30 protein-coding genes are annotated in these 23,972 nt (G+C 66.8%); 20 read left to right on the top strand and 10 right to left on the bottom strand.

Annotation, left to right across the window (positions count from 1 at the left end; all coding sequences use genetic code 11):
• The first annotated feature begins 89 nt into the window (after positions 1-89).
• The 10 genes from RZO50_RS14640 to RZO50_RS14595 all read left to right on the top strand — a co-directional run bounded on the left by RZO50_RS14640 (position 90) and on the right by RZO50_RS14595 (position 8,883).
• Entirely contained in the window at positions 90-494 is a 405-nt protein-coding gene (locus tag RZO50_RS14640; protein WP_322600484.1) for a hypothetical protein, read from the top strand.
• The gene (locus RZO50_RS14635; RefSeq protein WP_322600483.1) at positions 494-1,576 is read left to right on the top strand and encodes a M23 family metallopeptidase; all 1,083 of its coding nucleotides are present in this window, start codon (positions 494-496) and stop codon (positions 1,574-1,576) included. The genes RZO50_RS14640 and RZO50_RS14635 overlap by 1 nt, the downstream gene beginning before the upstream one ends.
• A 14-nt stretch (positions 1,577-1,590) precedes the next feature.
• Positions 1,591-1,731: a hypothetical protein gene (locus RZO50_RS14630; RefSeq protein ID WP_322600482.1), complete on the top strand. Its 141-nt coding sequence runs from the start codon at positions 1,591-1,593 to the stop codon at positions 1,729-1,731.
• A 23-nt stretch (positions 1,732-1,754) separates the two neighbouring features.
• On the top strand, positions 1,755-2,582 hold the full coding sequence (locus RZO50_RS14625) for an FHA domain-containing protein (protein WP_322600481.1): 828 nt from the start codon (positions 1,755-1,757) through the stop codon (positions 2,580-2,582).
• A 143-nt stretch (positions 2,583-2,725) separates the two neighbouring features.
• Complete coding sequence (locus RZO50_RS14620; protein WP_322600480.1) at positions 2,726-2,899, top strand: hypothetical protein; 174 nt, start codon at positions 2,726-2,728, stop codon at positions 2,897-2,899.
• 221 nt (positions 2,900-3,120) lie between these two features.
• The gene (locus RZO50_RS14615; RefSeq protein ID WP_322600479.1) at positions 3,121-5,151 is read left to right on the top strand and encodes a hypothetical protein; all 2,031 of its coding nucleotides are present in this window, start codon (positions 3,121-3,123) and stop codon (positions 5,149-5,151) included.
• 338 nt (positions 5,152-5,489) lie between these two features.
• Positions 5,490-6,380, top strand: a complete 891-nt coding sequence (locus tag RZO50_RS14610; protein ID WP_322600478.1) for an ArdC-like ssDNA-binding domain-containing protein — start codon at positions 5,490-5,492, stop codon at positions 6,378-6,380.
• A 255-nt stretch (positions 6,381-6,635) separates the two neighbouring features.
• Positions 6,636-7,532, top strand: a complete 897-nt coding sequence (locus RZO50_RS14605) for a ParA family protein (protein WP_322600477.1) — start codon at positions 6,636-6,638, stop codon at positions 7,530-7,532.
• The gene (locus RZO50_RS14600; protein ID WP_322600476.1) at positions 7,529-8,134 is read left to right on the top strand and encodes a hypothetical protein; all 606 of its coding nucleotides are present in this window, start codon (positions 7,529-7,531) and stop codon (positions 8,132-8,134) included. Before RZO50_RS14605 ends, RZO50_RS14600 begins: the two co-directional genes overlap by 4 nt.
• 623 nt (positions 8,135-8,757) lie before the next feature.
• Complete coding sequence (locus RZO50_RS14595; protein ID WP_322600475.1) at positions 8,758-8,883, top strand: hypothetical protein; 126 nt, start codon at positions 8,758-8,760, stop codon at positions 8,881-8,883.
• A gap of 234 nt (positions 8,884-9,117) precedes the next feature.
• Here RZO50_RS14595 and RZO50_RS14590 read toward each other — a convergent pair whose 3' ends face one another.
• From RZO50_RS14590 to RZO50_RS14575, 4 genes are all read right to left on the bottom strand, one after another.
• Positions 9,118-11,232 (bottom strand): heavy metal translocating P-type ATPase, encoded by a 2,115-nt coding sequence (locus tag RZO50_RS14590; RefSeq protein WP_322600474.1) that lies wholly within the window; start codon positions 11,230-11,232, stop codon positions 9,118-9,120.
• Positions 11,233-11,286: 54 nt separating this feature from the next.
• Positions 11,287-11,883: a DUF305 domain-containing protein gene (locus RZO50_RS14585; RefSeq protein ID WP_322600473.1), complete on the bottom strand. Its 597-nt coding sequence runs from the start codon at positions 11,881-11,883 to the stop codon at positions 11,287-11,289.
• Positions 11,884-12,005: 122 nt separating this feature from the next.
• Positions 12,006-12,734 (bottom strand): WD40/YVTN/BNR-like repeat-containing protein, encoded by a 729-nt coding sequence (locus tag RZO50_RS14580; RefSeq protein ID WP_322600472.1) that lies wholly within the window; start codon positions 12,732-12,734, stop codon positions 12,006-12,008.
• A 180-nt stretch (positions 12,735-12,914) separates the two neighbouring features.
• Positions 12,915-13,310 (bottom strand): DUF305 domain-containing protein, encoded by a 396-nt coding sequence (locus RZO50_RS14575; RefSeq protein ID WP_322600471.1) that lies wholly within the window; start codon positions 13,308-13,310, stop codon positions 12,915-12,917.
• A 43-nt stretch (positions 13,311-13,353) separates the two neighbouring features.
• Between RZO50_RS14575 and RZO50_RS14570 the strand changes: the two genes are divergently transcribed.
• Positions 13,354-13,590 (top strand): hypothetical protein, encoded by a 237-nt coding sequence (locus RZO50_RS14570; RefSeq protein WP_322600470.1) that lies wholly within the window; start codon positions 13,354-13,356, stop codon positions 13,588-13,590.
• Here RZO50_RS14570 and RZO50_RS14565 read toward each other — a convergent pair.
• Positions 13,577-13,987, bottom strand: a complete 411-nt coding sequence (locus tag RZO50_RS14565; protein WP_322600469.1) for a DUF6153 family protein — start codon at positions 13,985-13,987, stop codon at positions 13,577-13,579. The genes RZO50_RS14570 and RZO50_RS14565 overlap by 14 nt on opposite strands.
• An 801-nt stretch (positions 13,988-14,788) precedes the next feature.
• On the opposite strand from RZO50_RS14565, the gene RZO50_RS14560 reads away from it, so the two are divergent.
• The 4 genes from RZO50_RS14560 to RZO50_RS14545 are packed head-to-tail and all read left to right on the top strand — an operon-like array spanning position 14,789 to position 16,983.
• On the top strand, positions 14,789-15,058 hold the full coding sequence (locus RZO50_RS14560) for a hypothetical protein (protein WP_322600468.1): 270 nt from the start codon (positions 14,789-14,791) through the stop codon (positions 15,056-15,058).
• Positions 15,016-16,170 carry a zeta toxin family protein gene (locus RZO50_RS14555; RefSeq protein WP_322600467.1) on the top strand — a complete coding sequence of 385 codons (1,155 nt, stop codon included), beginning with the start codon at positions 15,016-15,018 and terminating at the stop codon, positions 16,168-16,170. Before RZO50_RS14560 ends, RZO50_RS14555 begins: the two co-directional genes overlap by 43 nt.
• Positions 16,163-16,402, top strand: a complete 240-nt coding sequence (locus RZO50_RS14550; RefSeq protein WP_322600466.1) for an antitoxin VbhA family protein — start codon at positions 16,163-16,165, stop codon at positions 16,400-16,402. The genes RZO50_RS14555 and RZO50_RS14550 overlap by 8 nt, the downstream gene beginning before the upstream one ends.
• Positions 16,399-16,983, top strand: a complete 585-nt coding sequence (locus RZO50_RS14545) for a recombinase family protein (protein WP_322600465.1) — start codon at positions 16,399-16,401, stop codon at positions 16,981-16,983. Before RZO50_RS14550 ends, RZO50_RS14545 begins: the two co-directional genes overlap by 4 nt.
• Here RZO50_RS14545 and RZO50_RS14540 read toward each other — a convergent pair.
• Both RZO50_RS14540 and RZO50_RS14535 read right to left on the bottom strand, forming a co-directional pair.
• Positions 16,943-17,221, bottom strand: a complete 279-nt coding sequence (locus RZO50_RS14540) for a helix-turn-helix domain-containing protein (protein WP_322600464.1) — start codon at positions 17,219-17,221, stop codon at positions 16,943-16,945. The two genes, RZO50_RS14545 and RZO50_RS14540, sit on opposite strands and share 41 nt — an antisense overlap.
• Positions 17,222-17,476: 255 nt before the next feature.
• Positions 17,477-17,848, bottom strand: a complete 372-nt coding sequence (locus tag RZO50_RS14535; protein WP_322600463.1) for a hypothetical protein — start codon at positions 17,846-17,848, stop codon at positions 17,477-17,479.
• 253 nt (positions 17,849-18,101) lie between these two features.
• Here RZO50_RS14535 and mobC point away from each other — a divergent pair, with 253 nt between their 5' ends.
• The 4 genes from mobC to RZO50_RS14515 all read left to right on the top strand — a co-directional run bounded on the left by mobC (position 18,102) and on the right by RZO50_RS14515 (position 21,876).
• The gene (gene mobC / locus RZO50_RS14530) at positions 18,102-18,500 is read left to right on the top strand and encodes a plasmid mobilization relaxosome protein MobC (RefSeq protein WP_322600462.1); all 399 of its coding nucleotides are present in this window, start codon (positions 18,102-18,104) and stop codon (positions 18,498-18,500) included.
• 26 nt (positions 18,501-18,526) lie between these two features.
• The gene (locus RZO50_RS14525) at positions 18,527-20,233 is read left to right on the top strand and encodes a relaxase/mobilization nuclease domain-containing protein (RefSeq protein ID WP_416211614.1); all 1,707 of its coding nucleotides are present in this window, start codon (positions 18,527-18,529) and stop codon (positions 20,231-20,233) included.
• A 12-nt stretch (positions 20,234-20,245) separates the two neighbouring features.
• Positions 20,246-21,091: a hypothetical protein gene (locus RZO50_RS14520; protein ID WP_322600460.1), complete on the top strand. Its 846-nt coding sequence runs from the start codon at positions 20,246-20,248 to the stop codon at positions 21,089-21,091.
• A gap of 257 nt (positions 21,092-21,348) precedes the next feature.
• Positions 21,349-21,876, top strand: coding sequence for a hypothetical protein (locus RZO50_RS14515; RefSeq protein WP_322600459.1), 528 nt, complete (start codon positions 21,349-21,351; stop codon positions 21,874-21,876).
• Positions 21,877-21,883: 7 nt separating this feature from the next.
• On the opposite strand, the gene RZO50_RS14510 is transcribed toward RZO50_RS14515, so the two are convergent.
• A complete protein-coding gene (locus tag RZO50_RS14510; RefSeq protein ID WP_322600458.1) occupies positions 21,884-22,783 on the bottom strand; it encodes a hypothetical protein in 900 nt (299 codons plus the stop codon).
• A gap of 343 nt (positions 22,784-23,126) precedes the next feature.
• Here RZO50_RS14510 and RZO50_RS14505 point away from each other — a divergent pair, with 343 nt between their 5' ends.
• On the top strand, positions 23,127-23,519 hold the full coding sequence (locus RZO50_RS14505) for a transposase (RefSeq protein WP_322600457.1): 393 nt from the start codon (positions 23,127-23,129) through the stop codon (positions 23,517-23,519).
• On the opposite strand, the gene RZO50_RS14500 is transcribed toward RZO50_RS14505, so the two are convergent.
• Together RZO50_RS14500 and RZO50_RS14495 are read right to left on the bottom strand one after the other, a co-directional pair.
• Positions 23,442-23,699, bottom strand: coding sequence for a helix-turn-helix domain-containing protein (locus tag RZO50_RS14500; RefSeq protein ID WP_322600456.1), 258 nt, complete (start codon positions 23,697-23,699; stop codon positions 23,442-23,444). The two genes, RZO50_RS14505 and RZO50_RS14500, sit on opposite strands and share 78 nt — an antisense overlap.
• 31 nt (positions 23,700-23,730) lie before the next feature.
• The coding region (locus RZO50_RS14495; protein WP_322600455.1) for a DUF4913 domain-containing protein at positions 23,731-23,972 on the bottom strand (242 nt) is incomplete at its 5' end.

The following is a 23,972-nucleotide window of genomic DNA, read 5'->3' as shown; positions in this document are numbered from 1 at the left end:
CAGGATGCACGGGAACCGCCAGCACCCCCGCGCCCGAGTCGACACCCAGCGGAAGTACGTCAGGCCCGGTCTTCCCCGACACATCTGACATGGCTCGTGCGCCGAGCGGAATCATCGACGCGGACTCCGGCGAGACGCACGGCCCGCGGCCGGTGCCCGTCTGGGACGACGAGTCGCGCCAGAGCGCGATCGCCGCTGCTGAAGCGGCCATGCGCGCTTACGCTCGCCCGAATCTGGGATTCGACGAGTGGTGGGCGCAGCTGCAACCCCTTCTTGACCAGAAGGCCACCGCCGATTACGCCTACATGGATCCGTCGCGCATCATCGCGACGACCGTGACCGGTCCCGCTGTCATCACCGACGACACGAGCGCCTATGTCGCGTTCGTCGACGTCCCCACCAACGCTGGCACCTACGGCGTCGTGCTCAGCCGCGCTGACGCCGACGCACCGTGGCTCGCCGGACGCTTCATCCTCCCCGAAGGGGTGAATTAGTGGCGGGACCCAAGGGCGGTGCCGTCTACGCAATCGCGGCGGTGCCGCTCCTCATTGCCGGCTCCCTGTTCGGGCTCCTTCTCATAGGTGACGACGACTGCGGGCCGGGCGTCAGCATCGCGGCGTCGAGCGTCACAATCGACCCCGCATCCGTCCCGGAGACGGAGATTGCCGGGTATGGCCAAGAGCAGCTCCTCAACGCCGCATACGTGATCCAGGCGGGCAAAGACCTTGGCCTGGGTGCACGCGATCAAACCATCGGCGTGATGACGGCAATGGGTGAATCCAGCCTGCGGAACATCGACTACGGCGACTGGGAAACCGGCGGAGTCACCAACCCTGATGGCACACGCACGACGTCGATCGGGTTGTTCCAGCAGCAGAACGGGTGGGGCACCCGCGAAGAGCGGCTAGACCCCTACGTCTCATCGACGAAGTTCTACAACGCGATGATTGCGAAAGTTCCTGATCGCGAGTCACTGGAACCGACGATCGTCGCGCACCGGACTCAGGTGAACGCTGACCCGTACCACTACACGAAGTACTGGGCCGACGCGGTGCAGATCGTGGAGGGCCTGAGCGGTGCGCGTACCGGCCTCGACGCGGGCGACGGCAGCGCCAGCGGGGGCGTGTGCGCGGGTCTGGTTCCCGGCACGGTGAACGCTCAGGGCTGGGCCTCCCCCGGCGCCGGCCCCGTCACCAGCCCCTACGGCATGCGCATTCACCCGATCTACGGAACGCCGCGACTCCACGCCGGCACCGACCTTGCCGGCGGCGGATGCGACGGCCCAATCTGGGCGCCACAAGACGGCGTTGTGACTTTCCGCGGCTTCGATGACGCCGGCAACGGCGTTATCTCCATTGACCATGGCGGCGGGGTGACCACGCGCTACCTGCACATGTATGACTCCGGGATGCTCGTGCAGACCGGGGACAAGGTGAAAGCCGGCGACCAGATAGCCCGCGTCGGCAGCAGCGGGGTATCCGACGGGTGCCACCTGCACTATGAGGTTCGCGTCAACGGGCAGAACGTCAACCCCGCGCCATTCATGGCTGAGGTCGGCATTCAGCTCGGACAGTAGATCAGGAGACGACCATGAGCAGCATCGACGTATATACGTTCCCCAAGATCGAAGCGCGCACGTTCACGAACAGATCGGACGAGGGTGCGATCAACGGCACGTCGCACCCTGTAGAGCAGTGTGCCTGGCTCGCAGCCAGCGCCCGCGGGCTATGAACGCCACACAGCCACTCACCGGGATGTATCGCGTCCCTGAGTGGCCACGCCTCACCGCTACCGTCACACACGACGGCACCGGCGCGCTGACGATCAACGGCGTCAGCCGCGCATGCGAGGCAGAATCCGTCGCGGCGCTTCGCACCGGCATGATCGCGCGCGCCGTGGAGATCGGTACCCAGCTACGCCGCCCGATCCGCCTCGACGTGACCGAGGAGGGCCGCACACACGCCCTCGCAGTTCGCCCGGAGGGCTACGTGCAGCTCATCGGCGCCGACGGCACCATTCCCGCCCCCGACGGCCTCAGCATCGACGAGGGACGCTGCCGGGTCTGCCGCCGGCTACAGCCCGTAACATCCACAGCATGCGTCCAGTGCAGCGTCGATGAACCGCTGCGCGTTGAGGTCGCTCCCCCGGACGAACCGAACAGGATCGCACCCGCCCCAGCCGCGTCGGTCACCAGGCCAAGTCCCGTTGGGCTCAACGAGGTCGAGCAGACGCGCATCAGCCGCCGTGCAGCGACACCCGCAGCGCCCGTGCTCCACCTGGCGTTCAACACCCAGCGCAGCATCGATGCCGGTCCGCACGTCGTCATCGGCCGCAACCCCGAATCCGTCGACGGACGCGAAGCGCTCACGGTCGTCACGCCCGACCGGATGCTCTCGCGCACTCACGCGACGATCGACGTCGACGAGACCGGACGCATCGTCGTGACCGACCTTCATTCCGCCAACGGCATCGAACTACAGTCGACCCCGCCGCAGTGGCTCACGCCCGGAGAGCGGACCGTGATCCCCGACGGCGCAACGATTCTTCTGGGCGACGTCTATTGCACCGTCACTCGCGCGTAACGGTGTCGGTTACAGCACGGCGCGACACGCCGCAGCCTTCCCGGCCCCTGTGCATCACTAGCCCTAGCGTTATCCGCATGGCAGAGCGAGCACGTCGACGCCGCGGTAGCGCCGTTGGCAACCCAGTGATATTCGCTCCCGTCGTGGAGCCCGCCAAGCAGATCGTGATCGACACCGCCGACGCACTGGGAATTTCCCAGGCAGCCGCGCTCGAAGCGATCCTCCTGGCCCTCCCGCTAGACCACGATGGCGTTCCCGCCTTCGTCGACCGGACCCGTTTCCAGAAGAACGAGGAGCTGCCTATTCCGGCCGCATAGAACGAGCGAGCCCCCGCCTCTTGTGAGACGGGGGCCGAAGCTGAGTGCCTGATCTTTACGAGTTTGGCGACCTGTAGATCGAGGCATTTCCGAAAAGAACCGGTAGGGAACCGGGCCTTTGTCGTACCCATCGGGCGAACTCGAAAGGTGGTGCCATCATAGCGCCGTCCCCGGAATTTGCATATAGCGCGCCCAGCGAGTCGTGGGCGCTCACCGTTGCGATGAGCCCGCGGCCTCGCGTGCGCGTGGCTGTCGTCGACGCCTACGGGACGATCGCGAACGAGTACCGCGATCGCGCGATCGGCGCCGCTGCCCCTGAGCGCCCGTGGGCGGTCTACCTCGCCGGCCCCGATCAGCGATTCCGGCTCCTCGCGTTCGACCTCGACGCCCACGGCGACGCCGCGGCCGCAGCCCGCGACGCCGACGTGCTCTCCGGCCTCCTCTCCGACGTCGGCTTGTCGCACATCCTTTGCGAGTCCGGGCCAACCGGCGGCCGGCACCTGTGGGTCGGTCTGGCCGAGTCTGTCGACGCTGAAACCGTCGCGACCCTCGCCCGTCTCGCACGGCACGTGTGCCCCACCCTCGACCTCTCGCCCCTGAGCAACCCTGTGACGGGCTGTGTGCGGCCCCCAGGAGCGCCCCACCGTGCCGGCGGGCGCTCGACGGTCCTCCGTGGCGACCTCGTCGCGCTCAGCACGCCCACGGCCACGGCTGCACAGGTGCGCGCGCTCGTGAGTCTCCTCGCTGGCCTCGTCGACGACGCCGAGCCCGCTCGCACGATCGACCCGCACGCGCCGCTCCCGCTGGACGCGCACGGCCGTCTGCACCTGGTCGGCCCGCGCCGCGAGCTCCCCGCTGTCAGCGCCGCGGCGCTGCACGAGACGCCCGTCGACGCCTCAGCGACGCTCTGGCGCGTCCTCATCGGCGCAGCGGCCGCCAGGTGGCGTCACGCCGACGTCGCCGTCCTCGTCGACACCGCGCCCGGCCTAGAGCACGTCCGCACGCGCGCGACCGTCCGTGGCCGCGTGAACCGCCCCCGTGGCGAGCAGCGCCGCGTGCTTGCCCGCCAGTGGGACAAGGCCGTGCGCTACGTCGCGGCCAGTGACCGCCAGATCGGGGACGATCCCACGTTCGATCGCCGCGCCGACGCGATCGCCGCGCATGTGCGCGGCGTCCAGGCCCGCGCTGACGCCGCAGCCGGCCGCTGGGCCCGCGGAGGCGGCCCCGCCGATCGCCGCATCCTCGACGTGCTGTGCGTCCTCGCCCTGCATGCTCTCAGCGGCTCTTTGGAAGCCGATACCCGCCGCCTGGCCCTACTGGCCGGCGTCGGCCGCGAGACGGCTAGGACGGCGCTGCTGCGCCTCTCTGAGGACGGATGGATCGCACAGACCGCGGCGGCGGACGGGCCCCGCGCCGCTCACTGGACGATCGACCCTCAGAGCACTCTCCACAGCGACTCGGACCATGCCCGGTCACAAGCGGACCCGCGCCCCCCTGGGGCCGGGGCCGCTGAGAGAACCGCGATCCTCGCAACGCTCCGCGCCCGGATGACGGCTGCCGCGCATGACCTGTTCACCGCTACTCGCCCCGCGCTTGGGCATCTGGCAGGGAACCTCTACGCACGAATTGACACCACAGCTCGCCCGCTCGACGAACTCTCCCCCCTCATCGGCGCCGACTCGCTACGGACCCGTCGACTGCTGGACCGTCTCACCTACGCCGGAATTGTCGAGCGCGCCCGTGACGGCTGGCACCGCGTCGACGCGGTCCCCCTCGATGTGGCCGCCGAGCGCGCCGGAGTGGCCGGGCGACTCGACGCCCGCGCTACCCGCTACCGCGTCGAGCGTGAGGCGTGGGCGTGGTGGAAGGCTGAGGAGGCGTGGATGCACGCACCTCGTCGACCCGACGCGAAACGTCGACCGAGCCGGGGGCAGCTCTCCCTCGTCCCTGACGACGGCACTCACGCGTACGGCCCACACCCGCGCCGACCCGATGGCCGGCTGGACTATGCCGCAGCTCGTCGCATCATTGTCGAGGAGCGCGAGGGAGCGGCCGTGCGTCCGTACGACCGCAGCGCCGACGGAGATCTCCGCTCGAGAACCCTCGTCGACGCTGCCGACGTCGAAACCGTCGACGAGGAATGGATCGATCCGGGCTACTGCGCACACGGGATGACGATCGGCGTCAGGTGCCGGTACTGCGACGGCCCAGCCACCAAGCCGGCCGAGACACCGCGGCGGCAAGTCGCCTAGCGACGATCCGCTGCGCGGAGGCGAGCCCACGGGCTCGCTGGTCGAGCCGGCGATGCCGGCGCTGACAGGGCCTTCGGCCCGTTCTTTTTGCCGTGAAGCCTTCGGCAGCATACGGTCGGCCAACCTCCGTTCAAGCGGCTACGCCGCCGGCTCCTCCGAGACTTTCGGCACGCGGTCGCTGCGCTCCCTCACATCGCGCCGAAACTCTCTCCCCCACCGCCCTCCGGGTTGCACTCCGGCCGTCCTCCCTAGCGGCGGTAAACCGCCTTCACGGCAAAAAAACGTGGGGGTGAGACAGACGCAAATAGTACTAATCCCGTTAGGTGGAGGTTCCGAACATGGCACGCACAGTCAAGAACACCAAGAGCCCCGAGGAGCGTCGCGCCGAGGCCGTGGCCCTGCAAGCGACGATTGCGGAACAGGTCGAGGCGCTGCGCGAATCCGAGACGTGGGCGCGGTTCCTGACGTTCGCGCAGTCCTTCCACCGCTACAGCCTGGGAAACCTGCTGCTGATCTTCGCCCAGTGCCCCGAGGCGTCCCACGTCGCCGGTTACCGGACGTGGCAGAAGCTCAACCGCCAGGTGCGCAAGGGTGAGCGCGGAATCCGCATCTTCGGCGGCCGCGACGTGCGCGAGACGGTCGAGAACGAGCAGACCGGCGAGGAGGAGGAACAGCGCCGGGTGCGATTCTTCCCGGTGTCCGTGTTCGACATGGGACAGACCGACCTCATCGACGAGGAAGCGGGCGACCCGGCCGACATTGCGCGCCAGCTCACCGGAGACGACCCCGCGGGCATCTTCGACGCCGTAGCCGACTACCTCACCGGCAAGGGCTGGACCGTCGAGCGCGAGCAGATCGCCGGAGGCGCGAACGGGTACACCACCACCGACGGCACGCAGCGCGTCGTGATCGACGCGGACCTCTCCCCCGCTCAGGCAGCCAAGACCGCCCTTCACGAGGCCGCCCACGTCATCCTCCACGCCGAGGAAGATCACGCCGAGTACGTCGAGCACCGCGGGATCAAGGAAACCGAGGCTGAGAGCGTCGCCTACATCGTCGCCGGGATTCTCGGACTCGACACCAGCGCCTACAGCGTCGGCTACGTCGCCGGGTGGAGCAACTGTGACACCGACACGGTGAAGGCCACCGCCGCCAACGTTCTACGCGCCGCCCACATCCTCGCAGACGCAATCACCATCACCGACAGCCCTGTATCCGTCGCGGCCTGAGAACCGGAGGAAACTCGGGGCTACGACGGTGCCGGGTCCACTTTGCCTACACTGCCACCGGCCCGCACGCTCCCGCCTCATTCAGTAAGGCCATAAGACACGCCAGACATCACGCGGTAAACCGTGCAGGAGTGGCAACGAGACAACACGCCATGCCCCACGTGATGCAACACGCTGCACGCAACGCGCGACATCGGGCGATGAGACCCGCAGTATTGCTAGTAGGCGATCCCGCACGACGTCCCAGGAGAAACTATGAGCATCCACAGAACCGTCACCGTCGCGCAGGGCAAGGGGGGCGTCGGCAAGACCAGCCTCGTCAGCAACATCGGCGGTCTCACCGCGGCCGCCGGCAACCGCGTCCTCATCCTCGACCTCGACCAGCAAGGCAACGTCGCCCGCGACCTCGGCTACTCGCCCGACGCCGGCGATGACCTCCTTACCGCGCTCATCACCTCCGCACCCCTGCCCGTGCTGCGCGGCGTCCGCGACCGACTCGACGTCGTGCCCGGAGGCCCCGCCCTCGGCGACGTCGCCGCCGTCATGGCTAGCCGTGCACAACGTGGGGGAGAGGACCTCGCCGACGTCCTCGAAGCCAAACTCCGCGCTATCGCGGACGACTACGACCTCATCCTCATCGACACCCCGCCCGGCGACCGCATCATCGTCACCGCCGCGCTCACCGTCTCCCGCGCCGTCATCATCCCCACCCGACCCGATGAGGCCAGCATTGATGGGGTGACGCGCATCGCGGAGCGCTTCCTTGACGTGCGTGAGCGCAATCCCAGCCTGCGTCTGGCTGGCGTCGCCCTGTTTGCGATCGCCTCCCGCACTACCCGCCTCGAACGAGACGTTCGCGCCAGCCTCGCCCAGGTACTCGGAGACGCCGCCCCCGTGTTCACCACTCGAATCCGCCACCTCGACAGCGCCGCTGCCGACGCGCGACGGCGCGGGCTCCTCGTTCACGAGCTAGAGGCGGCCGCGATCGACGACCGCGCCGCCCGCATCAGCGCGCTTCGCAGCGGCACGACGCCCACCGGCGGCCTGTACGCCCGAGACGCATCAGGACTAGCCACCGACTACGAGAACATTGCCCGCGAACTCCTGACCCGCGTCGCGGAAATCGAGCAGGAAGTGAGCCTCGCATCATGAGCGAGCCGCAGATCGACCGCCCCAGCCTGGCGGACGCGTTCAAAGGCGCCGGTAGCGGTCGGGGCACCAGCCTCGGAGGCCTCCTGCCCAAGTCCACCCGGGCCACCGAGCCCGCCCCGGCCGACACGGCTGCGGCCGTCGAACCGGCCGCAGTACGGCAGAAACGCACGCCCAAGCCAGCTACCGAACGCACCGCCGCGGTTCGTCGCGCCGCGGCACAGCACGAGGGCGTGCAGAATGTCGCCGTTTACCTCGAGCCCGATATCCTCGCTCTCGTCCGCGCCGCCAAGACCCGCACGAAGAAAGCGGGGGAACCGGATCGGACCTACGACGAACTCCTCGTCGACGCGCTCGACCACATCCCTGCCGAGCAGCTGCGCGCGATGTTCGCCACCGCTCCTACAGAGCGCAGCGGCGGCCCGCTGCAACGCCGCGCACGCCGCGTCCGAGGCAGCGGCGGCATCCAGATCCAGCTACGCCTCGATGGTGACCAGCGACGGGCGCTCGACGAACTCACCGCTGACGTCGGCGCGCCCTCCCGCAGCGCCCTCGTTGCCACTGCCTACCGGCTCCATCTCGCCCCACGCGCGCGCGAAAGCTGACCCGCGCTCGACCCGATCATGCGGCGACGGCACACCCCCAGCGAGCCGACACAGAGGCAGACCCGCCCAAACTACGAATCGAAGGAAAAGAGGGCGTGAGTGGTCGCGCCCCGCAAATCAAGCCTTTCCGGATTGAAGCAGATCACCGCTGCGCGTGAGTGAGCGGTGTGACCGCGGAGGCCCACACCCACGCTTTCAGCTCCTTGCCTCCGATGAGGAAGCGGATCGCGCATGCATCTGCCGTCCATCGGCACACTTCTGCGTCGACGAGCGCAGGCGTCCCGCCGAAGCGCACCCAGGCGCGAGCTGGCTTCGGTTGAGGGTCAATTGTCACGGGGGCGGAGTCAAGTCGCAGTTCCTCGGGGGAGAGGGACTGCAAGGGGCCGGCTTTGGCAGCGATGCGTTCCAGAATGCGGGCATCCATCCGTCGGTCGACGCTCGCCGCATATCGCCTATTCGTCCCCACCGTGATACCTCTCGACCACGGCAAGCATAATCGCGCTCGAACAAAGGTTCTATATAGTGCACGCGTTCTCGCGTGAGGCGATTGTTCGTGAAGAGAGTCGCCTTCGCCTGTGAGTAACTCGCTCGCGGCGATGGTCTCTTCGTCTACTGTGGCGCGCATGATCCATGACGACGGGTACGGCGTTGCGGCGACCCCGCAGTGCCCCTCCTGTGCGACGTTGCTGCGCCCAGGGTCGGCCGGTTACTGGTGCGCGACGTGCGAGATCGTCGTGATCGGCGTTTGAGAGCCACGCGGCGATCAGCCTTGACCATGAGCGCTTACCGGCAGGTCAGCGGTTACCGCTAGGTCAGGTGGTGCAGGCGCATTGCCCGCTGGAGAGACGACCGTTCTGTTGGGGCACTCGACCACCCGACGATCGTCTCGGAACGGGCGTCCCCGCCGTCCCACTGAACAGTGGGCATGAAACGCTTTTCTCTTGATGTCATGGAGGGTGCCTTGCTGGGGCACGCCTGCGGGGTCAGTCTTTGCCGTGGTGGAGGATGTGGCGTGCGCTGTTTTCGGGGGTGAGGTCGAGTCGTCGTAGGAGTTGCGCGTTGGCGGCGACGACGATGGTCGACAGGGACATGAGGATCGCGCCGACGGACATCGGCAGGACGAACCCGATGGGGGCGAGGATTCCCGCGGCGAGGGGGACGGAGATGAGGTTGTAGCCGGCGGCCCACCAGAGGTTCTGTGTCATCTTGCGGTAGGTGCGGCGGGACAGTTCGATGACGGAGAGGACCGAGCGGGGGTCGGAGCTTGCGAGGATGACTCCGGCGGAGGCGATGGCGACGTCGGTGCCGGCCCCGATGGCGATGCCCACGTTTGCCTTGGCGAGGGCGGGGGCGTCGTTGACGCCGTCGCCGATCATCGCGACCTTCCGGCCTTCCCTCTGGAGCTCCGCGACCTTCTCCGACTTGTCGTCGGGTCGGACGCCGGCGAACACCTGATCGATGCCGAGCTCCCGGGCAACAGCGCGGGCCACGGGTTCGGCGTCGCCGGTGATCATGGCGACGTGGATGCCGAGGGCGTGGAGCGCGTCGACGGCGTCGCGGGACTCGGGGCGGATCTCGTCGGCGAGTTTGAATGCGCCGGCGATGTGCCCGGCAACGGCGATGTGGAGGATGATGGCGCCGTCGTCGCGCCATCGGTCGAGGTCGGGCATCTCCTTCTCGCCCAGGGACTCGACGAGGCGGGGACCGCCGACGCGGACCTCGTCGCCGTCGACGGTGGCGGTGACGCCGAGGGAGGGTTCGGAGGTGAAGTCTGTCGCTCTCGGGAGGGTGAGGGATCGGTCTTCGGCGGCCCGGACGATGGCCCGGGCGAGCGGGTGCTCGCTGTCGGATTCGGCCGCGGCAGCGAGGGCGAGGAGGTCGTCGGGGGAGTGGTCGCCGGCCGTGGCGATGTCGGTGACGGTCGGTTCACCCTTCGTGAGGGTGCCGGTCTTGTCGAAGAGGACCGCATCGATCGTGCGCATGCTCTCCAGGGCGAGGCGGTCCTTGACGAGCACGCCGCCGCGCGCGGCGCGCTCGGTGGCGATGGAGACCACGAGGGGGATCGCGAGGCCGAGTGCGTGCGGGCACGCGATGACGAGAACGGTGATGGTGCGGATCACGGCGGCATCGGGGTCGCCGACCAGGGACCAGACGATCGCGGTGATGACGGCGGATCCCAGCGCGAACCAGAACAGCCAAGCCGCGGCTCGGTCGGCGATGCGCTGGGCGCGGGAGGTGGAGTTCTGCGCGTCGGTGACCAGGCGCTGGATACCGGCGAGAGCGGTGTCGTCCCCGATCGCGGTGACCTCGACGCGGATACCGGAGTCGGTCGCGACGGTCCCCGCCGTGACGGTGTCGCCGATCTCGCGACGAACCGGCTTGGATTCCCCCGTGATCATCGACTCGTCCAGGTGCGCGCGACCCTCCGTGATGGTGCCGTCGGCGGGGACGCTGCCGCCGGGGCGGACGATGACGATGTCGCCGACCTCCAGATCGGCGGGGGAGACGGTGACGGTCTCGTCGCCTTCGACGCGTTCGGCCTCGTCGGGCAGAAGGGCCGCGAGCGAGTCGAGAGCCGAAGTGGTCTGCGCGAGCGAGCGCATCTCGAGCCAGTGCCCGAGGAGCATGATCACGATCAGAAGGGCCAGCTCCCACCAGAACTCCAGCTGGTGATCGAGCAGCCCGATGCTCGCGCCCCACGACGCGAGGAACGCGACGGTGATCGCCAGTCCGATGAGCAGCATCATCCCCGGCGACTTGGACCGGAGCTCGTCGACCGCGCCGGTCAGGAACGGCCACCCGCCCCACACGTACATGACCGTCCCGAGGGCCGGGGCGATCCACATCGCCCCGGGGAACTCGGGGATCTCGTACCCGAGGAGCATCGCGAACATGCTCGAGAACGCCACCACCGGGATGGCGAGGAACAGGTTGATCCAGAACAGGCGTCGGAACCGCCCGACGTGATCACCATGCCCTTCGTGCCCCGAGTGGCCACTGTGCCCCGAGTGGCCGTGGTGTTCCTCACGCGGCTCCGCGTGGCCGTGGTCCCCGGAGTGGCGTGTGCTCGTTCCGTGGTCAGCGTCGGTGGATTCCATGGGATCTTCCTTCCGTCTACGACGGCCAACAGGGTACCCCCGGGGGGTATTCCTTTAATCGGTCGCGCAGTTTCGCGCGGCGGCTTCGGAGTAGTCCGGGACGGGGCGATCTGCCGCTTCCGCGGGGGTTGTGGCGGGTCCGTTCTCGGCGATGTCTTGGATGAGCCAGTCCATTTCGAAGATCTCCCGGCGTTGGGCTTCACTGATCTCCACGGCGAGTTCGCATACGCGAACGTCTTGCAGTTGCGCGCGTTCGGATCGGGTGATCGCGAGTGAGTGGTGGGGGATCATGCCCTGCATGAAGTCGGTGTCGTCGACGGTGATCTGGGATCGGTCGAGGGCGATGCCGCCGCCGATGAGCAGCAGGCTTACGGCGATGACGGCGATGTTCGCTTTCCAGTTCTTGTACATGTTCAGCATCCAGGCGAGCATGACCAGTCCCATGGTGCCGCCCATGGTGAGGGCCATGAAGACTCGGCTTTCGCTGAATCGGATGTGGGACCACTCCCAAGACCCGGCGAACATGACCCAATACATCACGACCATTCCGGTCAGGATCATCGCGGCGAACTTCAGATAGGTCTTCGCGGTCATCTTCGAGCGTGCGTCGGGCTCGTGCCCGTCGGTGTTCTGTGAGTTATCAGTGGACATTTCTGAGCCTTTCGTTTCGATGAGGGCGGTGTGGGTGGTCCCGCGTTTGGCAGGTTAGAAGCCGTCCCGGGTTGATTGCAGGGGCCTTGCGACCGCGCCCCGCCGGGGTATTCGGGTGCGCGTCAGGATGACGGTGAGGGAAGGAGCGTCACGCCGCTGTCGTCGACGATGAGGAGAGCGCCAGTGTCGGTGACCGTGATCGCATGTGCAGCGCCGTGTGCGGTTCCGACTTGTTCCCACGTCGTGTCTGTGGCGGAGGAGATCCAGATCCGCTCGGACGAATCGATGCCCGCGAGGTGGCTACCATCCGGGGAGGACCCGGCGACGACCAGGAGCGGGGCGCCTTCCCAGGGCGAGAAGGTCGCGCCATCATCGTCACTGACCATCACTCCGTCGGGAGTGAGAGCCACCAGTCGCCCGGAGGAGTCGGCCGTCAGAGCGAACGCGCGAAGCTGGGCGCCCGTCTCGTTCCACGTGACACCGAGGTCTGCGCTCATCAGCAACGCTGCGGTGTCGGTCGTAGCGCCGAACATAGTCCCGTCCGGTGTTCCGGTCAGAGCGTGGAAGTCGTGTGTCCCGGCGAAAGCGACCGACTGCCAACTGCCGGCAGCGTCGTCGCTTCGGATGATCCCCAGGTGGGGGTCGCCCCACTCGGCCGGGGTGTTGCGTCCGGGATGGCCCGAAGCGAACAGCGAGGTTCCCACGCGGGCGAAACCCATCGCGTCGAAGACCACGCTGCCCTCACGGCCGGACACCTCACCGTCCGCCGTGACACGGTAGACGCCTTCATGGGTCCCCAGTAGGAATCCCTCTCCCAATGGGTCGACGACCGCGCCATGCACGTGCGACACCGTCGCCGCGTGCTCCTCTCCGGTGGTCGGTGGCTCACTGGGCGAGCAAGCGGAAAGAACAACGGTGAGCCCTGCAAGGGACACAGCCAGGACACGATGGATACGGCGCATGAGCACCCTTTCGTTTAGACAGCGGCAGGGACCGCTTCGAACAGCGGTTTCCCCGCAAAGGGTTCGGGCTCAGTAATCAGCGAGCAGGTCGCGCATGAGGGCGATCTCGTCGGTCTGGTCGACGATGATCGTCTCCGCCAGGTCGCGAGCGTCGGGGTTCGATCCCGCTTCGAGCAGAGCCTGGGACATCTGGATCGCGCCCTCGTGATGCACGATCATCTCCTCGAGGAAGACGCGCTCCGCGTCTGTCCCCGAGGCGTCCTCCAGGACGGACATATCCATCTCGGACATCATCATCCCGGGCCCCGGAGTCATCCGGCCCATGTCACCGAACTCATCCATTCCCCAATCGTCGAGCCAGGACTCCATCAGCTCGATCTCCGGCTGCTGAGCAGCCCTGACTCCCTCGGCGAGCTTGCGGACCCGCACGTCGATGTCTTCTTTGCTCAGGAGAACATCACTCATCGCAACGGCCTGCTCGTGGTGCGGAATCATCATCATCGCGAACATGACGTCGGCAGATGCGAACGTCTCTACCGACTGTCTCGGCGTCGGCGCGGTCACCGTGGCGCCGGCCGCGCAGCCCGTCACGGCCAATGTCGACGCAACCGCCAATGCGCCCATCCAGCGCACACTTCTTCTCTTCATCTTTTTCAGTCCCTCGTGTCGTTTCTCTGCACCGCGCTCAGCGAGCGCGACGAAAGCCCGGACAAGCCCGGTGCGAGAAACGATCAGATCCGACTGATCGACAACTGATGAAGAGACAACGGCGCGGGCACGCGCGTGTGCCTGAGCAGCACGCCGATCCGCCGCCGAGAGAGCGAGGCAAAACGCAGTCCGGAAAGCTGGGGAGGAGCAAGCCACAGACCCACGGCGAGCAGGACGAACACACACATCGCGGCGGCGACCTCATGCCCGTCCGGGGCGACGCACCCCGCGCATGCGGGTTCTTCGACAGCCGCCGGCTCGGCGGTGTGATGGCTGGCCACGGTTGCCGCGATCGGAGCATGGTCGGTCGCAGGCGCTGACACGCCGGAATGCATCGCGAAGACGCCAAAAGAGATCGCCACCGCAAGGATGACACGCCACAGCCAGCGAAGCGCAAGGCTCATGCCTCCGCTGCGTCCGGCCACAATGATCACCTCGCTCCCTCCAGGATGATACCCCTCCCCGGTATCCAGGCGCCTTGAACACCATCGAACGTGCGAATGACGCGCAGCTATCGGACGTCGTCCTTCATTTCGTCGGAACCGTGGCTGTTGGTGCGGCGTGCCGCGATGGGTCGATGACGCAAATTTTTTACTGGTCGCTCCCAGGTCTCGCCCTGTGACATGCCCGGGCCGGTGGCTTCCCCGGCGGTGTTGCTTTGGGACTCGCCGAGCTATGCGCGGCACGAGGCGGACGAGCACGACCATCGCGACGAGTTCGACGAGCGTCTGAGCGACCACGGCTAGGGGCGCGATGCTGGGTATCGAGTGCTTGGAAGCAGTCACACCGTCTGTCCAGTGTGGCGCGATTGAACCCTCAACTAGCTCCCCACCGCATAGTTGTGTGGTGCAAAACCGATCGTTTTCGGCACGAACGCTGCCGGATGGATAGCGATGTCGACTCGCCGTGCCGAAACTGTGTGCCGAAACCCTCCATGTTCCGAAACCTATTCCGACCGTTTTTGACCCGTAACCGGTAGAATGGGACCACGCCACGAGAAGGGCAATCATGGTCCGGACGCTCACCGCCGTACGTGCGGCTCGCATGACTCCGGCCGATCGCGTTGCGTTTGCTGACGCAGCTCTCGCGGTGGCTGGCCATGAGGTCGCCGATCCGGTGCTGCGCGCCATCGTCGAGCAGGCCGCTCGGGATGAGCTGACGGGGGATGAGGCGGTCGCTGGGATCCGCCGTCACGTGCAGGGAACGGCACCACAGCTGACGAGGGGGGAGCCGCGATGACCGAGGTTAAGGGCGGGGTTTTCAATCCGATGGCGTATGACGCGTTGCTCGAGCTGGCCACGCGAATCGGGGGCCGGTACGTTTCGTGGGTCGACCAGGCTCCGACCGATGCCGCGGGCCGGCATTGGACGTACGCGCACATTGAGATGCAGCGCCAGGTGCGCCAGGTCGATCCCAACGATGCTGAGGCGATCGAAGCTAAGCGGGCCGAGCTGCGAGAGCTGTGGGCGACGATGCCGGCGCAGGCGCCGGTCATGGCTGCGTGAGTGAGCTGACCCCGGAGCAGCTTCGGCGCCGGTTCGATCGCACGATCGTTCCCGTTTATCTCGAACCCCAACGCGAGCCGACCCCTCCCGGTCGTCCGCGGTTCGTGTCGGTCGGGGGTCAGCCCGGAGCCGGTAAGGGCGGAGTTCTCGCGGCGATGCAGAGCGCGTTGCCTGGTGCGGTGGTGGTGAACGGTGATGATCTACGCCGGTTCCATCCCGCGTATGAGCAGACGATGAGTGATGATCCGTTCCGGATGCCGGAGGTTACCGCGGCGGCCGCTGGGGCGTGGGTTGGGATGTCGACGGAGTATCTGCGCGGTGTTGGCGCGAGCGCGATCGTGGAGACGACGCTGCGCAACGAGGCGATGTTGCGCAGGGAGTTCGAGGCGTTCCGCGTGGCGGGGTTTGAGACGGAGTTGCGTGTGGTCGCCGTACCTCTGCCGGTGTCGCGCGCGGGGACCGTGGCGCGCTACGTGGAGCAGGTCAAGGACTACGGCACGGGGCGGTGGACGCCAGGTGCCGCACATGACGAGGCTGCCGCGAACGTCCGCGGCACTGTCCGCGAGCTCGTCGGTGCCGGGGTTGTCGATCGGGTCGTGGTGCAGGACCGTGACGGGCATGTTTTCCTCGACCTGCACGCAGCCAAGGACGGAACGGCGCTGGGGGAGCGGGCCGCGGCCGCGGTGGATCACGCGCGCGACGTACGCTCACTCAGCGCGGCGCAGGCGCGGGAGTGGATCGACTATACGACCGACGCCCTGCGCGAGACGGCACAGGTGCGTCAGAGTGATCCCGACCTGGTGAGCGTCGTACGCCGTCTCGCGATCGAGGACGCTGGCGAGGTTGTGCGAGTCGCGTTCCCCGATGACGGGCGATCGCAGAGGGAGGCGCTGACGGTGCTGGGGAAGGTGATCGCCCCTTTAGGCCGTGACGCTCCGGCGTCTCGGATGAGTGAAAGCGGGGTCGCTGACGCGCTGCGCGCGAGTTTCCCCGCCACTGCTAGGGCAGCGGTGCGCTCGACGCCTCAGCACGGCGCTGGTGGCGCGACCGAGCGGCCGGCGCAGCGGTCTACGCGAGGACGTGACGACACGGGACGGAGCGGACGTGACTGAACCGAAGAAGCTCGATTTGGAGCAGTGGTGGCCGGAGTTGTTCGACGGGCTCGACGAGGCGCAGCGGCGATCGGTCGTGCAGTCACTCGCGGCCGCATGGCATGAAGGCTGGGAGCCGAACCGGGAGCACGTCGCCAATCTCACGGATTACGCCGCCGGGCGGATCGACGCGGCCGAGTACGACCGTCGCTCGGATGCTGCTGCACGTCGGATGCGGGGGAGTGAGAAGTGAACGTGATCGGGTACGCGCGGGTGTCGAAGCGCGAGCAGAACCCCGCCGCTCAGGAGGCCGAGCTGCGCGCGGCCGGCGCGTCACGTGTGTTCGTCGACCACGGCGAGTCCAGCCGCATCGCAGACCGCCCCCAGTGGCGCGCGTGCCTCGACTACCTCCGCGAGGGCGACACCCTCCTGGTGCGCCGTCTCGACCGGCTGGGAGGCACGGAGCGGATCATCATCGAGACGCTGCACGACCTCGACCGGCGCGGTGTGAACATCAAGAGCCTGACGGAGCCGATGATCGACACCACGACGCCGATGGGCCGTGCGCTGTTCGGGATGGTCGCGGTGTTCGCGCAGCTCCGCGTCGACACGATCCGGGAGAACACGATGCGCGGCCTCGCCCACGCCAAGGCGCAGGGCCGCGTCGGCGGGCGGCCGTCGAAGATGACGCCGGAGAAGATCGCGCAGGCGCAACGCATGCGTGCCGAGAATCGCAGCCTGGACCACATCGCCGGAGTGCTCAGCGTCGGCAAGTCCACGGTCGCGCGAGCCCTCAGCAGGGCGGATCAGGAGTCCACTCAGACGCAGCGATAGCGTCACTCTGGTCGGCACGGAGCAGGACGCCCGGGGCGACGTCGAGGGCACCGCCAATCGCGTTCAGCTCGTCGACGGTGAGGCCTGCCGGCTTGGTCAGGTGCAGCCGCCGGGTGAGCGTGCGCAGCTTGATCCCTGTTGCATCCGACAACCACTCGACCGTCAGGCCGCGAGTGTCGAGAACGCGGCGGATGCGCTGTGCGACCTCCACGGCAATAGAACGCGCGGGTCCACTCATCGTTCGATTCCATTCCCTTGTTGTGTGTCCGATGAAAGTAGGTAGTTCGGCGGTACGCCGAGCTGCCGGCTTTCAACGGAACACTTGCCGCCTTGCACGCAGCGGAGAGGCGGTCAAGGGGAGCCCGTAGGGCTCTCCCGAAGGGACGCGAAGCGCCCTTGACGGGCTCGGGAGCGGAGTGCAACCCCGCAACGCGGGGACACACGAAAGCCCCACGCCGCAGAGCGGAACGTGAGGCCGGAAACGTGCGCGCGATCACCCCTCCGTAGAAGACTCCGACTGCGAATCGTGACCCGCCGCGGGTGCGGAGCTGGAAGCGGGCTTGCGCGTCGATCGACGCCGGGTGCGCGCCTTCTTCTCGGGCTCGGAGAACCCGATCTTGCGCAGCTCCTCCGCAGACCATCCGGCACTGAGAGCGGCCGAGTAGGCGCGCACGTCCTCGCGCTCCGCGGTCTTGATGCGCTCAGCGATCCGCGCCTGTAGATCGGCCAACTCGCGCGCCGTCTCGTCGCGCACATCGGTCAGCGCTTGCCGCGCCTCCGCGACATTGCGAACCGCTGTGAGGCGGTCATCCTGCAGACGCCGTGCGCGCTCGATTGCTTCCTCTGGTGTCAGTTGCGTAGCCATGGACTCATCGTACGAAGCTCAGCCCCGCAGGTCGACGTCTGTGCACATATGAAGAGCAAGCCGAGGCGAAGCCTCGACCACTCTCGTCTGTCGACGAAAGCCAACTGAATGGAGTCCCGGACGGAGCAAGCTATATGTTTATGTGCCATAAACGGGCTTTACCTCTCGACAGGGGTCGAAAGGTGCGGCACACTTGACGTGTGCGGTCCCCGCGGGAGCGGGGTCGCTGCGCTGGGCCGAAGGGAGGGTGAGCATGTCTGATGAGACGCCTGCTCGTCGCCCGTCCGAGCGTCGTCGACGCGGGAACGTGGCCGGCGGTCGTATGGCGCGTCACGTCGTGACCGCCAGCCCGGAGGAGGAGGGCGCGCTGTTGCGTCTGGCCCTCGCGCAGGGCGTGACCATCCCGCGTCTCCTGGTCGAGAGTGCGCTGGCTCAGGATGCCGGCGAGACGGCATCCGAGCGGCGCGCCACGATCACGAAGCTGTACGAACTGCACCGGCTCCTCGCCGCGATATCAAACAACGTCAACCAGATCGCGAAGGCCACCAACGCCACACGCGAGCTTCACTCCGAGACGTCCGCGACGCTTGCCGCGGTGCGGAAGACCGCGATGCGAATTGACGAGCTAACCGACGATCTGAGCTTGACGTGATGCCGAACATTACGCGAGGCGATCGCATGTCGGGCCTCGTGACCTATCTGGTCGGTGACGGTCGCCACAACGAGCACACGGAGCCGCACCTTGTGGCCGGTGACAATGCGCTCATGGCCTGGTACGACGACGCCGAGCTGAGCCGTGACAGCGGCCTTGCGATCGCGCGGCACCTGGACCGCCCGCACAAGCAACTCGGTGTCGAGGTCAAGGGCGGTCACGTGTGGCACGCTTCCCTCTCGCTGCGCGCTGAGGAGGGTATCAAGACCGACGCCGAGTGGAACGCGATCGCGACCGATTTTGTCGCGGCGATGGGGTTCGACGACAACGACGGTACGAAGGCACCGTGCCGTTGGGTCGCGGTCCGCCACGGCCTGTCGAAGGCCGGTAATGACCACGTTCACATCGCGGTGAACCTTGTGCGTGAGGACGGCACGAAGGCGTCGACCCATCTCGATTATGTGCGCGCGCAGAACGCGGCACGAGCGCTTGAAGTGAAGCACGGCCTAGAGCTGTTGGAGTCGGCCCAGGGCGAGCGAGCAACGCGCGGCTACAGCCCCGCCGAACAGGCCAAGGTCGAAGCGCGTTCGGCGCTGTTAGCACAGCGCAAGTACGAAGCTCACGCTGAGAAGAGCGGCGGCGGCGTGACGCCCTGGCACCAGCTCGACCCGCGCGAACGGCAGACCCGGATCAGTGCTGAGGTTCGTCTCAATGCCCCGCGCAACGACCTCGCCCGCAAGGTGCGCGCGTGCGCCAGCGCGAGCGAGAGCGAAGCTGAGTTCGTGCGTCGTCTGCGCCGCTCCGGTGTCGTCGTGCGACCCCGCTACGCGGACGGTCAGACCGACGTCATCACGGGGTACTCGGTGGCTGCGAAGCCGGCGGCTGGCGAGCGTCCGATTTGGTACGGCGGCGGTCACATGGGGCGCGACCTCACCCTGCCGCGACTGCGCGCGGAGTGGCCCGACAGTCCGACCGGCGCGATGGATGCCGCAGCCGAGTGGAACGCGGCCAAGCGCAATCGGCGACCCGTCGCGCGGGGACGTGAATCAGCCGAGCCCGACCCTGAGCTGTGGGATCGGTACACCGCCGAGCTGGGCGAGCTGCACGAGACGCTTCGGTCGGTTCCACTCGACGACCGGGACACGTGGGCGCGGGTTGCGCGGCAGACGTCGGGCGCGTTCGCGGCGTGGTCTATCGCCGTCGAGGACGTACCCGGCGACCTCGCCGCGGCATCCGACGAGCTGGCAAAGTCCGCACAGACATACCGTGGCAACACGAAGCCCGAGATGGCGGGTCGCGTGTCGGCCGGCGGGGCGGCGATGCTCCTGGCCAGCGCCGTGCGCGGTGGCCAGGGAACCGCGGCGCAAGCGGCGATGCTGCGCCAACTGATGAACCTCACCGGAGCGGTCTACGACGCCGCGAGGGCCGCGCAGCAGGCCCGCCACGCGGAGAATCTGGCGACAGAGGTCCGCGAGCGGCTGCGCAACGTTCGTGACGCGCTGCCACCGGCCGCAGGCACCACCCTGACGACGACCGCGCCGGCTGCGCGCACGGCCGAATCGCTGGTGTCGCGGGAGTTCATCAGCGAGGCCGTGCAGGAAGCGATGGACAAGATCAACCGCGCCGAGGAGAACCGTCGCAAGGGTCCGGGCTCTCCGCTGCCGTCGACGATTGAGCCGACACGGCCGCGCACAGGCACCACCCCGAGCCCCGATCGAGGCCCGGAACGATGAGAGGAGACAGTCATGGTCGATGAGAGCGACGGCATTTCCGAAGCGTTCGAGGGACAGCTCCGCGTCGCAGTCACCGCCGCCGGCCGGGTGGGCGAAATCATCTCCCGACAGCGGGAAGACGCCGCTCGACGTGCGCACGCACGCAGCGAGCAAGAGGCACGTGAGCTGGCATCACGGATGAACGTCGGCCGGCACATAGCACGGTCTGAATACGGCAACGTCTACCGCGACGAATGGTGGGAGCGCGCGACTCCTGATCAGATTGGGACCACGTTGGTGACGGCGAAAGCGTGGCGCAACGCGGACCCCGAAGCGGTGCGCGCCGAGGGGCGTATGCGCGACGAGGTCCGTACCCGCTACGGGGTGGACATTGACCAGGCAGGAGGCGACCCCCAGGCAGTCCAGGCCGCCATCGACACCGAGTTGCTACGCCGGCAGTCTCTAACGGAACGCCGGCGCAGCACGAGCGAGGAGACGGAGGCCGCGCTGCTGATGCGCGAGGTCGACAACGCCGACCGTCGCGCCGACGCCGCCACCGACCGCGCTGAGAACGCCCCGGAGGGCTCCAACGACCGCACGGAAGCCCGCGACGAGGCACGCAGCCACGAGCGAGCGGCGGAGAGCGCCCGCGGCGCCGCGGTGCCGCGGTACGACTCCGCAGAACGGCGGCGGAACCACGCCGACACGCTCGAAGCGAAGGGCATCGACAAAGAGGCCGTGAGCGCACGGATGTCCGCTGATGTCGGCAATGCCAAACCCGCCACTGACGCGGTGAAGGGCGCGCCCGGGAGGGATACGAAGGCACGGCCGGCACGGACCGCCGGGTCGCGGGTGCAGCGCACAGAGCTGGGACGCTGAGGCGATGACCTGAGGGCGCCGGGGTCGTCAGCTCAGGACATCACGAACGTCTATTCCTTGTACTGACGGGCTGAGAACCTGTCCGCTTCAAGCGTCATAAGAAACTGCCCCGTGGCTGTAGCAGTGAAGGACTGCCCTTCACGAGATTCGACATACCGTGGAGAGTAACGGTGCGCTCGCATCGACGATGTCGAGCGCACCGAGCGCTCAGTGCCCCTCGATGGAATCGTGTGAATCTCGTAGATAGGGTGCAGAGTATGGACTCTACGCCAAGCTCGCCGCAGACCGATCTATTCATGGATGCGCTGTCAGTGTTGATGTCTTGGCGTCGGATCGGCAAGTTCAGTGCCCGAGCCAGGTATCGGATCGGAACAGAGAGGGCGGCGACGAAGACTGTCCAGTTAACTGCGGATCCCATGCGGTTGACGTATGCCTTGTCGTCAGAGGAGGGCGGCCTTCGCGAGGAGTGCGATGGCTACAACCACACGCTCACCAAGAACGGACGAACGGAAGCTCTTCCAGTCGAGAGCCTCGTCTACGAAGCCCACGCGGCTCGGCTGGCGTTCCCGTTGGCATTGCCCATCTGGGGGCGCAGCTCCGACGATTATCGACTGACAGGTGTTGCTAGAGAGGTGCCAGATGGTTTCGACCTCCACCTCGTTCACTCTGCCGAAGCGCGACTGCGGGGGACGCTCACGGTGAGCGTCCCCCGCAGAATGGCGGTCAGGCTGGACACACCCACGCTTTTCGTCGCTTATGAAGATGTCCAGTGGAGCGATGCGTGACCGCTCACTAAAGCGGCGCCTCCTCACCATTCGGGTAGAAGCAGCGCTGGTTGCTGCTTTGACACGTGAAGCGGTGACTGTGAATCGTTCCCTCGAAGTACTGGTTGTACCCCTTCTGGGTGTCGACGATGTTGATGTCGCCCATTCCAACGGAGAACTGGCCGTCCTCGTCAAGCTGCCCGACGACCCATCCTTCGGTGGCGGTGTTTCCGACGTTGGTGAAGGTGGAGCTGGCGAGGCTCGTGGGGGGTGCCCACCACCCGTTCTGCTTGAAGCTGGTGAACGTCCCGGTCATTTTGGGGGACCCTGTTGAAGGGATCGTGCGAAGTTTGTTCTGTGCTGAGGGCCATCCTGCGTACATGTTCCACTCGTACTCGATGTGCCGCTGCCAGATGATCGCTCCTGTCGACTGGTTGTACTCGCCGTAGAGCAAGCAGCCCCAGGTGTCATCCTGCAACTCGCTCACAACCTCACGGTCGTAACCGCCGTAGTCGCAGAAGTCATTGGCGGCTGCCGTGCTCGTGAACGGTACCTCGAGAGTCGGTTGCGACGCGTCAGTGGGCGACGTCTCGGTAGTTTGGTCGGAATACTGGATGCCGACGTTTACCCGTAGCTCTTCCTCAGTTCCGCTGTTGGCTGTCACGACTACTTGATCTCCGAGACAAGCGAACTCCGCCGATCCATTTGGAGTCTCGGTTACCTCTGCGTTCTCCAAAGCTCGCTGCGCGATGTCGACGCAAGTGGATGAGCCTGAAGGGCTATCATTGGCCACCAGCACGGGCGACGTATCGAGGGCGACTGTGGGTCCGACAATGTCGATCTCGTCGGCTGTGGCGGCGCTGGAGGAAAGCGCAGTAGTGCCGACAATTAATCCGACCGTAACAAGTGTGCTGATCAGTTTTCGCAATTCTTCTCCATTTCGACAGGTCAATTGTGATTTCGCGGGAGCTTCCCTAGACGTTCGTGTGAATCGTTTATGAAACGCTAGGCGCGGCCTGTGGTGGCCACCAGCAACTCCATACAGTTGTGCGACTGTCGCGCTCGTGGTAGCGCAGCTCTGACCCGCTGTCCTGCCCCGCGGTTAGGTGATCGTTCTCCTCGTCGCGATAGCCGCCAACGTGTTCACTTGGACGTTGCTCACACTCGTGGCGGTCGCGGCGATCAACTTCGGTAGCACCTCGGTGAAGTTCGGGGCGCGCTAGGCCGTGTTGATCAAGTGGTTCGGTCCTTGGCCGCGCGAGTCTGGATTGGTGACGCGACAGGAGATCTCTGACGAGGTGTGGGCTGTGATGGAGCCGTTGATGCCGACGGTGATCGGGCGGTCGCGCCCGTGGACCGATCACCGACTCGCTGTCGAGGGCATGGCGTGGAAGTACCGCATCGGTGCACCGTGGCGCGACGTTCCGGAGGGGTTCGGGAAGTGGAACTCGATCTACAAGCGGTTCAACCGGTGGGCCGAGGACGGCACCTGGGAGAGGCTGCTCGCCGAGGTGCAGACGCAGGCCGACGCCGCCGGGGAGATCGACTGGGGTCGTCTCGATCGACTCCACGGCTTCCCTCCGACATCAGTTCCCCAGGGAGGGTGGATCGATTCCCAGAGCCTCAAATACGCGTATGAGAGTGCCGAAGGTCGGGTTCGCTGATCCCCCAGAAGGGGACTTTCCGCGTTCCAAGCATCCGTACGTGTGCGTGGATATTCCCGCGTTCAGCGCTACCTGCTCTTGCGACTGGCCGCGCCGTCGACGGACTCTCCTCAGTGCTACTCCGAGCTCGCGAGCTCTATCGTCCGTATTGATGTGATCCTCGCCGTTCTTGTTTGTCATCCGTAGGACCTCCCCCGCTCTGGCACGCTTGTCATCGATCGTTGGCGTTTCGGACATCGGGGAACAGCCCTTCTGGCGGCGCGAGGTACGGCAGTGGGTCGCCTTTCTCGTTGGTGTGTTCGCGATCCTTGCCGGGGCCGACGCCCGCGAAGGGCCCTGACGGGCTGAGCAGAATCGACATGTGGTGTTCGGCGTGGTCGCGATACCAGACGCTCATCCCGGTCTGGGGGTCGAGGCGGAGGTGCTCCCACGCGCGCCACAGCGCATCCAGGC

Origin of the sequence: Microbacterium xanthum, from assembly GCF_034531355.1 — a bacterium.
Taxonomy (GTDB): Bacteria; Actinomycetota; Actinomycetes; order Actinomycetales; family Microbacteriaceae; genus Microbacterium; species Microbacterium xanthum.
Note: the sequence above shows the minus strand (reverse complement) of the source record. Positions and strands in the feature narration are given on the sequence as shown.

What these genes read in the sequence shown, in the direction of transcription:
- RZO50_RS14640 (WP_322600484.1), top strand. Translation starts at nt 90, where the DNA reads ATGGCTCGTGCGCCGAGCGGAATCATCGACGCGGACTCCGGCGAGACG.
- RZO50_RS14630 (WP_322600482.1), top strand. Translation starts at nt 1,591, where the DNA reads ATGAGCAGCATCGACGTATATACGTTCCCCAAGATCGAAGCGCGCACG.
- RZO50_RS14625 (WP_322600481.1), top strand. Translation starts at nt 1,755, where the DNA reads ATGTATCGCGTCCCTGAGTGGCCACGCCTCACCGCTACCGTCACACAC.
- RZO50_RS14615 (WP_322600479.1), top strand. Translation starts at nt 3,121, where the DNA reads ATGAGCCCGCGGCCTCGCGTGCGCGTGGCTGTCGTCGACGCCTACGGG.
- RZO50_RS14610 (WP_322600478.1), top strand. Translation starts at nt 5,490, where the DNA reads ATGGCACGCACAGTCAAGAACACCAAGAGCCCCGAGGAGCGTCGCGCC.
- RZO50_RS14605 (WP_322600477.1), top strand. Translation starts at nt 6,636, where the DNA reads ATGAGCATCCACAGAACCGTCACCGTCGCGCAGGGCAAGGGGGGCGTC.
- RZO50_RS14600 (WP_322600476.1), top strand. Translation starts at nt 7,529, where the DNA reads ATGAGCGAGCCGCAGATCGACCGCCCCAGCCTGGCGGACGCGTTCAAA.
- RZO50_RS14595 (WP_322600475.1), top strand. Translation starts at nt 8,758, where the DNA reads ATGATCCATGACGACGGGTACGGCGTTGCGGCGACCCCGCAGTGCCCC.
- RZO50_RS14590 (WP_322600474.1), bottom strand. Translation starts at nt 11,232, where the DNA reads ATGGAATCCACCGACGCTGACCACGGAACGAGCACACGCCACTCCGGG.
- RZO50_RS14585 (WP_322600473.1), bottom strand. Translation starts at nt 11,883, where the DNA reads ATGTCCACTGATAACTCACAGAACACCGACGGGCACGAGCCCGACGCA.
- RZO50_RS14575 (WP_322600471.1), bottom strand. Translation starts at nt 13,310, where the DNA reads ATGAGTGATGTTCTCCTGAGCAAAGAAGACATCGACGTGCGGGTCCGC.
- RZO50_RS14570 (WP_322600470.1), top strand. Translation starts at nt 13,354, where the DNA reads ATGACGTCGGCAGATGCGAACGTCTCTACCGACTGTCTCGGCGTCGGC.
- RZO50_RS14560 (WP_322600468.1), top strand. Translation starts at nt 14,789, where the DNA reads ATGACCGAGGTTAAGGGCGGGGTTTTCAATCCGATGGCGTATGACGCG.
- RZO50_RS14540 (WP_322600464.1), bottom strand. Translation starts at nt 17,221, where the DNA reads ATGAGTGGACCCGCGCGTTCTATTGCCGTGGAGGTCGCACAGCGCATC.
- RZO50_RS14535 (WP_322600463.1), bottom strand. Translation starts at nt 17,848, where the DNA reads ATGGCTACGCAACTGACACCAGAGGAAGCAATCGAGCGCGCACGGCGT.
- mobC (WP_322600462.1), top strand. Translation starts at nt 18,102, where the DNA reads ATGTCTGATGAGACGCCTGCTCGTCGCCCGTCCGAGCGTCGTCGACGC.
- RZO50_RS14525 (WP_416211614.1), top strand. Translation starts at nt 18,527, where the DNA reads ATGTCGGGCCTCGTGACCTATCTGGTCGGTGACGGTCGCCACAACGAG.
- RZO50_RS14520 (WP_322600460.1), top strand. Translation starts at nt 20,246, where the DNA reads ATGGTCGATGAGAGCGACGGCATTTCCGAAGCGTTCGAGGGACAGCTC.
- RZO50_RS14515 (WP_322600459.1), top strand. Translation starts at nt 21,349, where the DNA reads ATGGACTCTACGCCAAGCTCGCCGCAGACCGATCTATTCATGGATGCG.
- RZO50_RS14500 (WP_322600456.1), bottom strand. Translation starts at nt 23,699, where the DNA reads ATGACAAACAAGAACGGCGAGGATCACATCAATACGGACGATAGAGCT.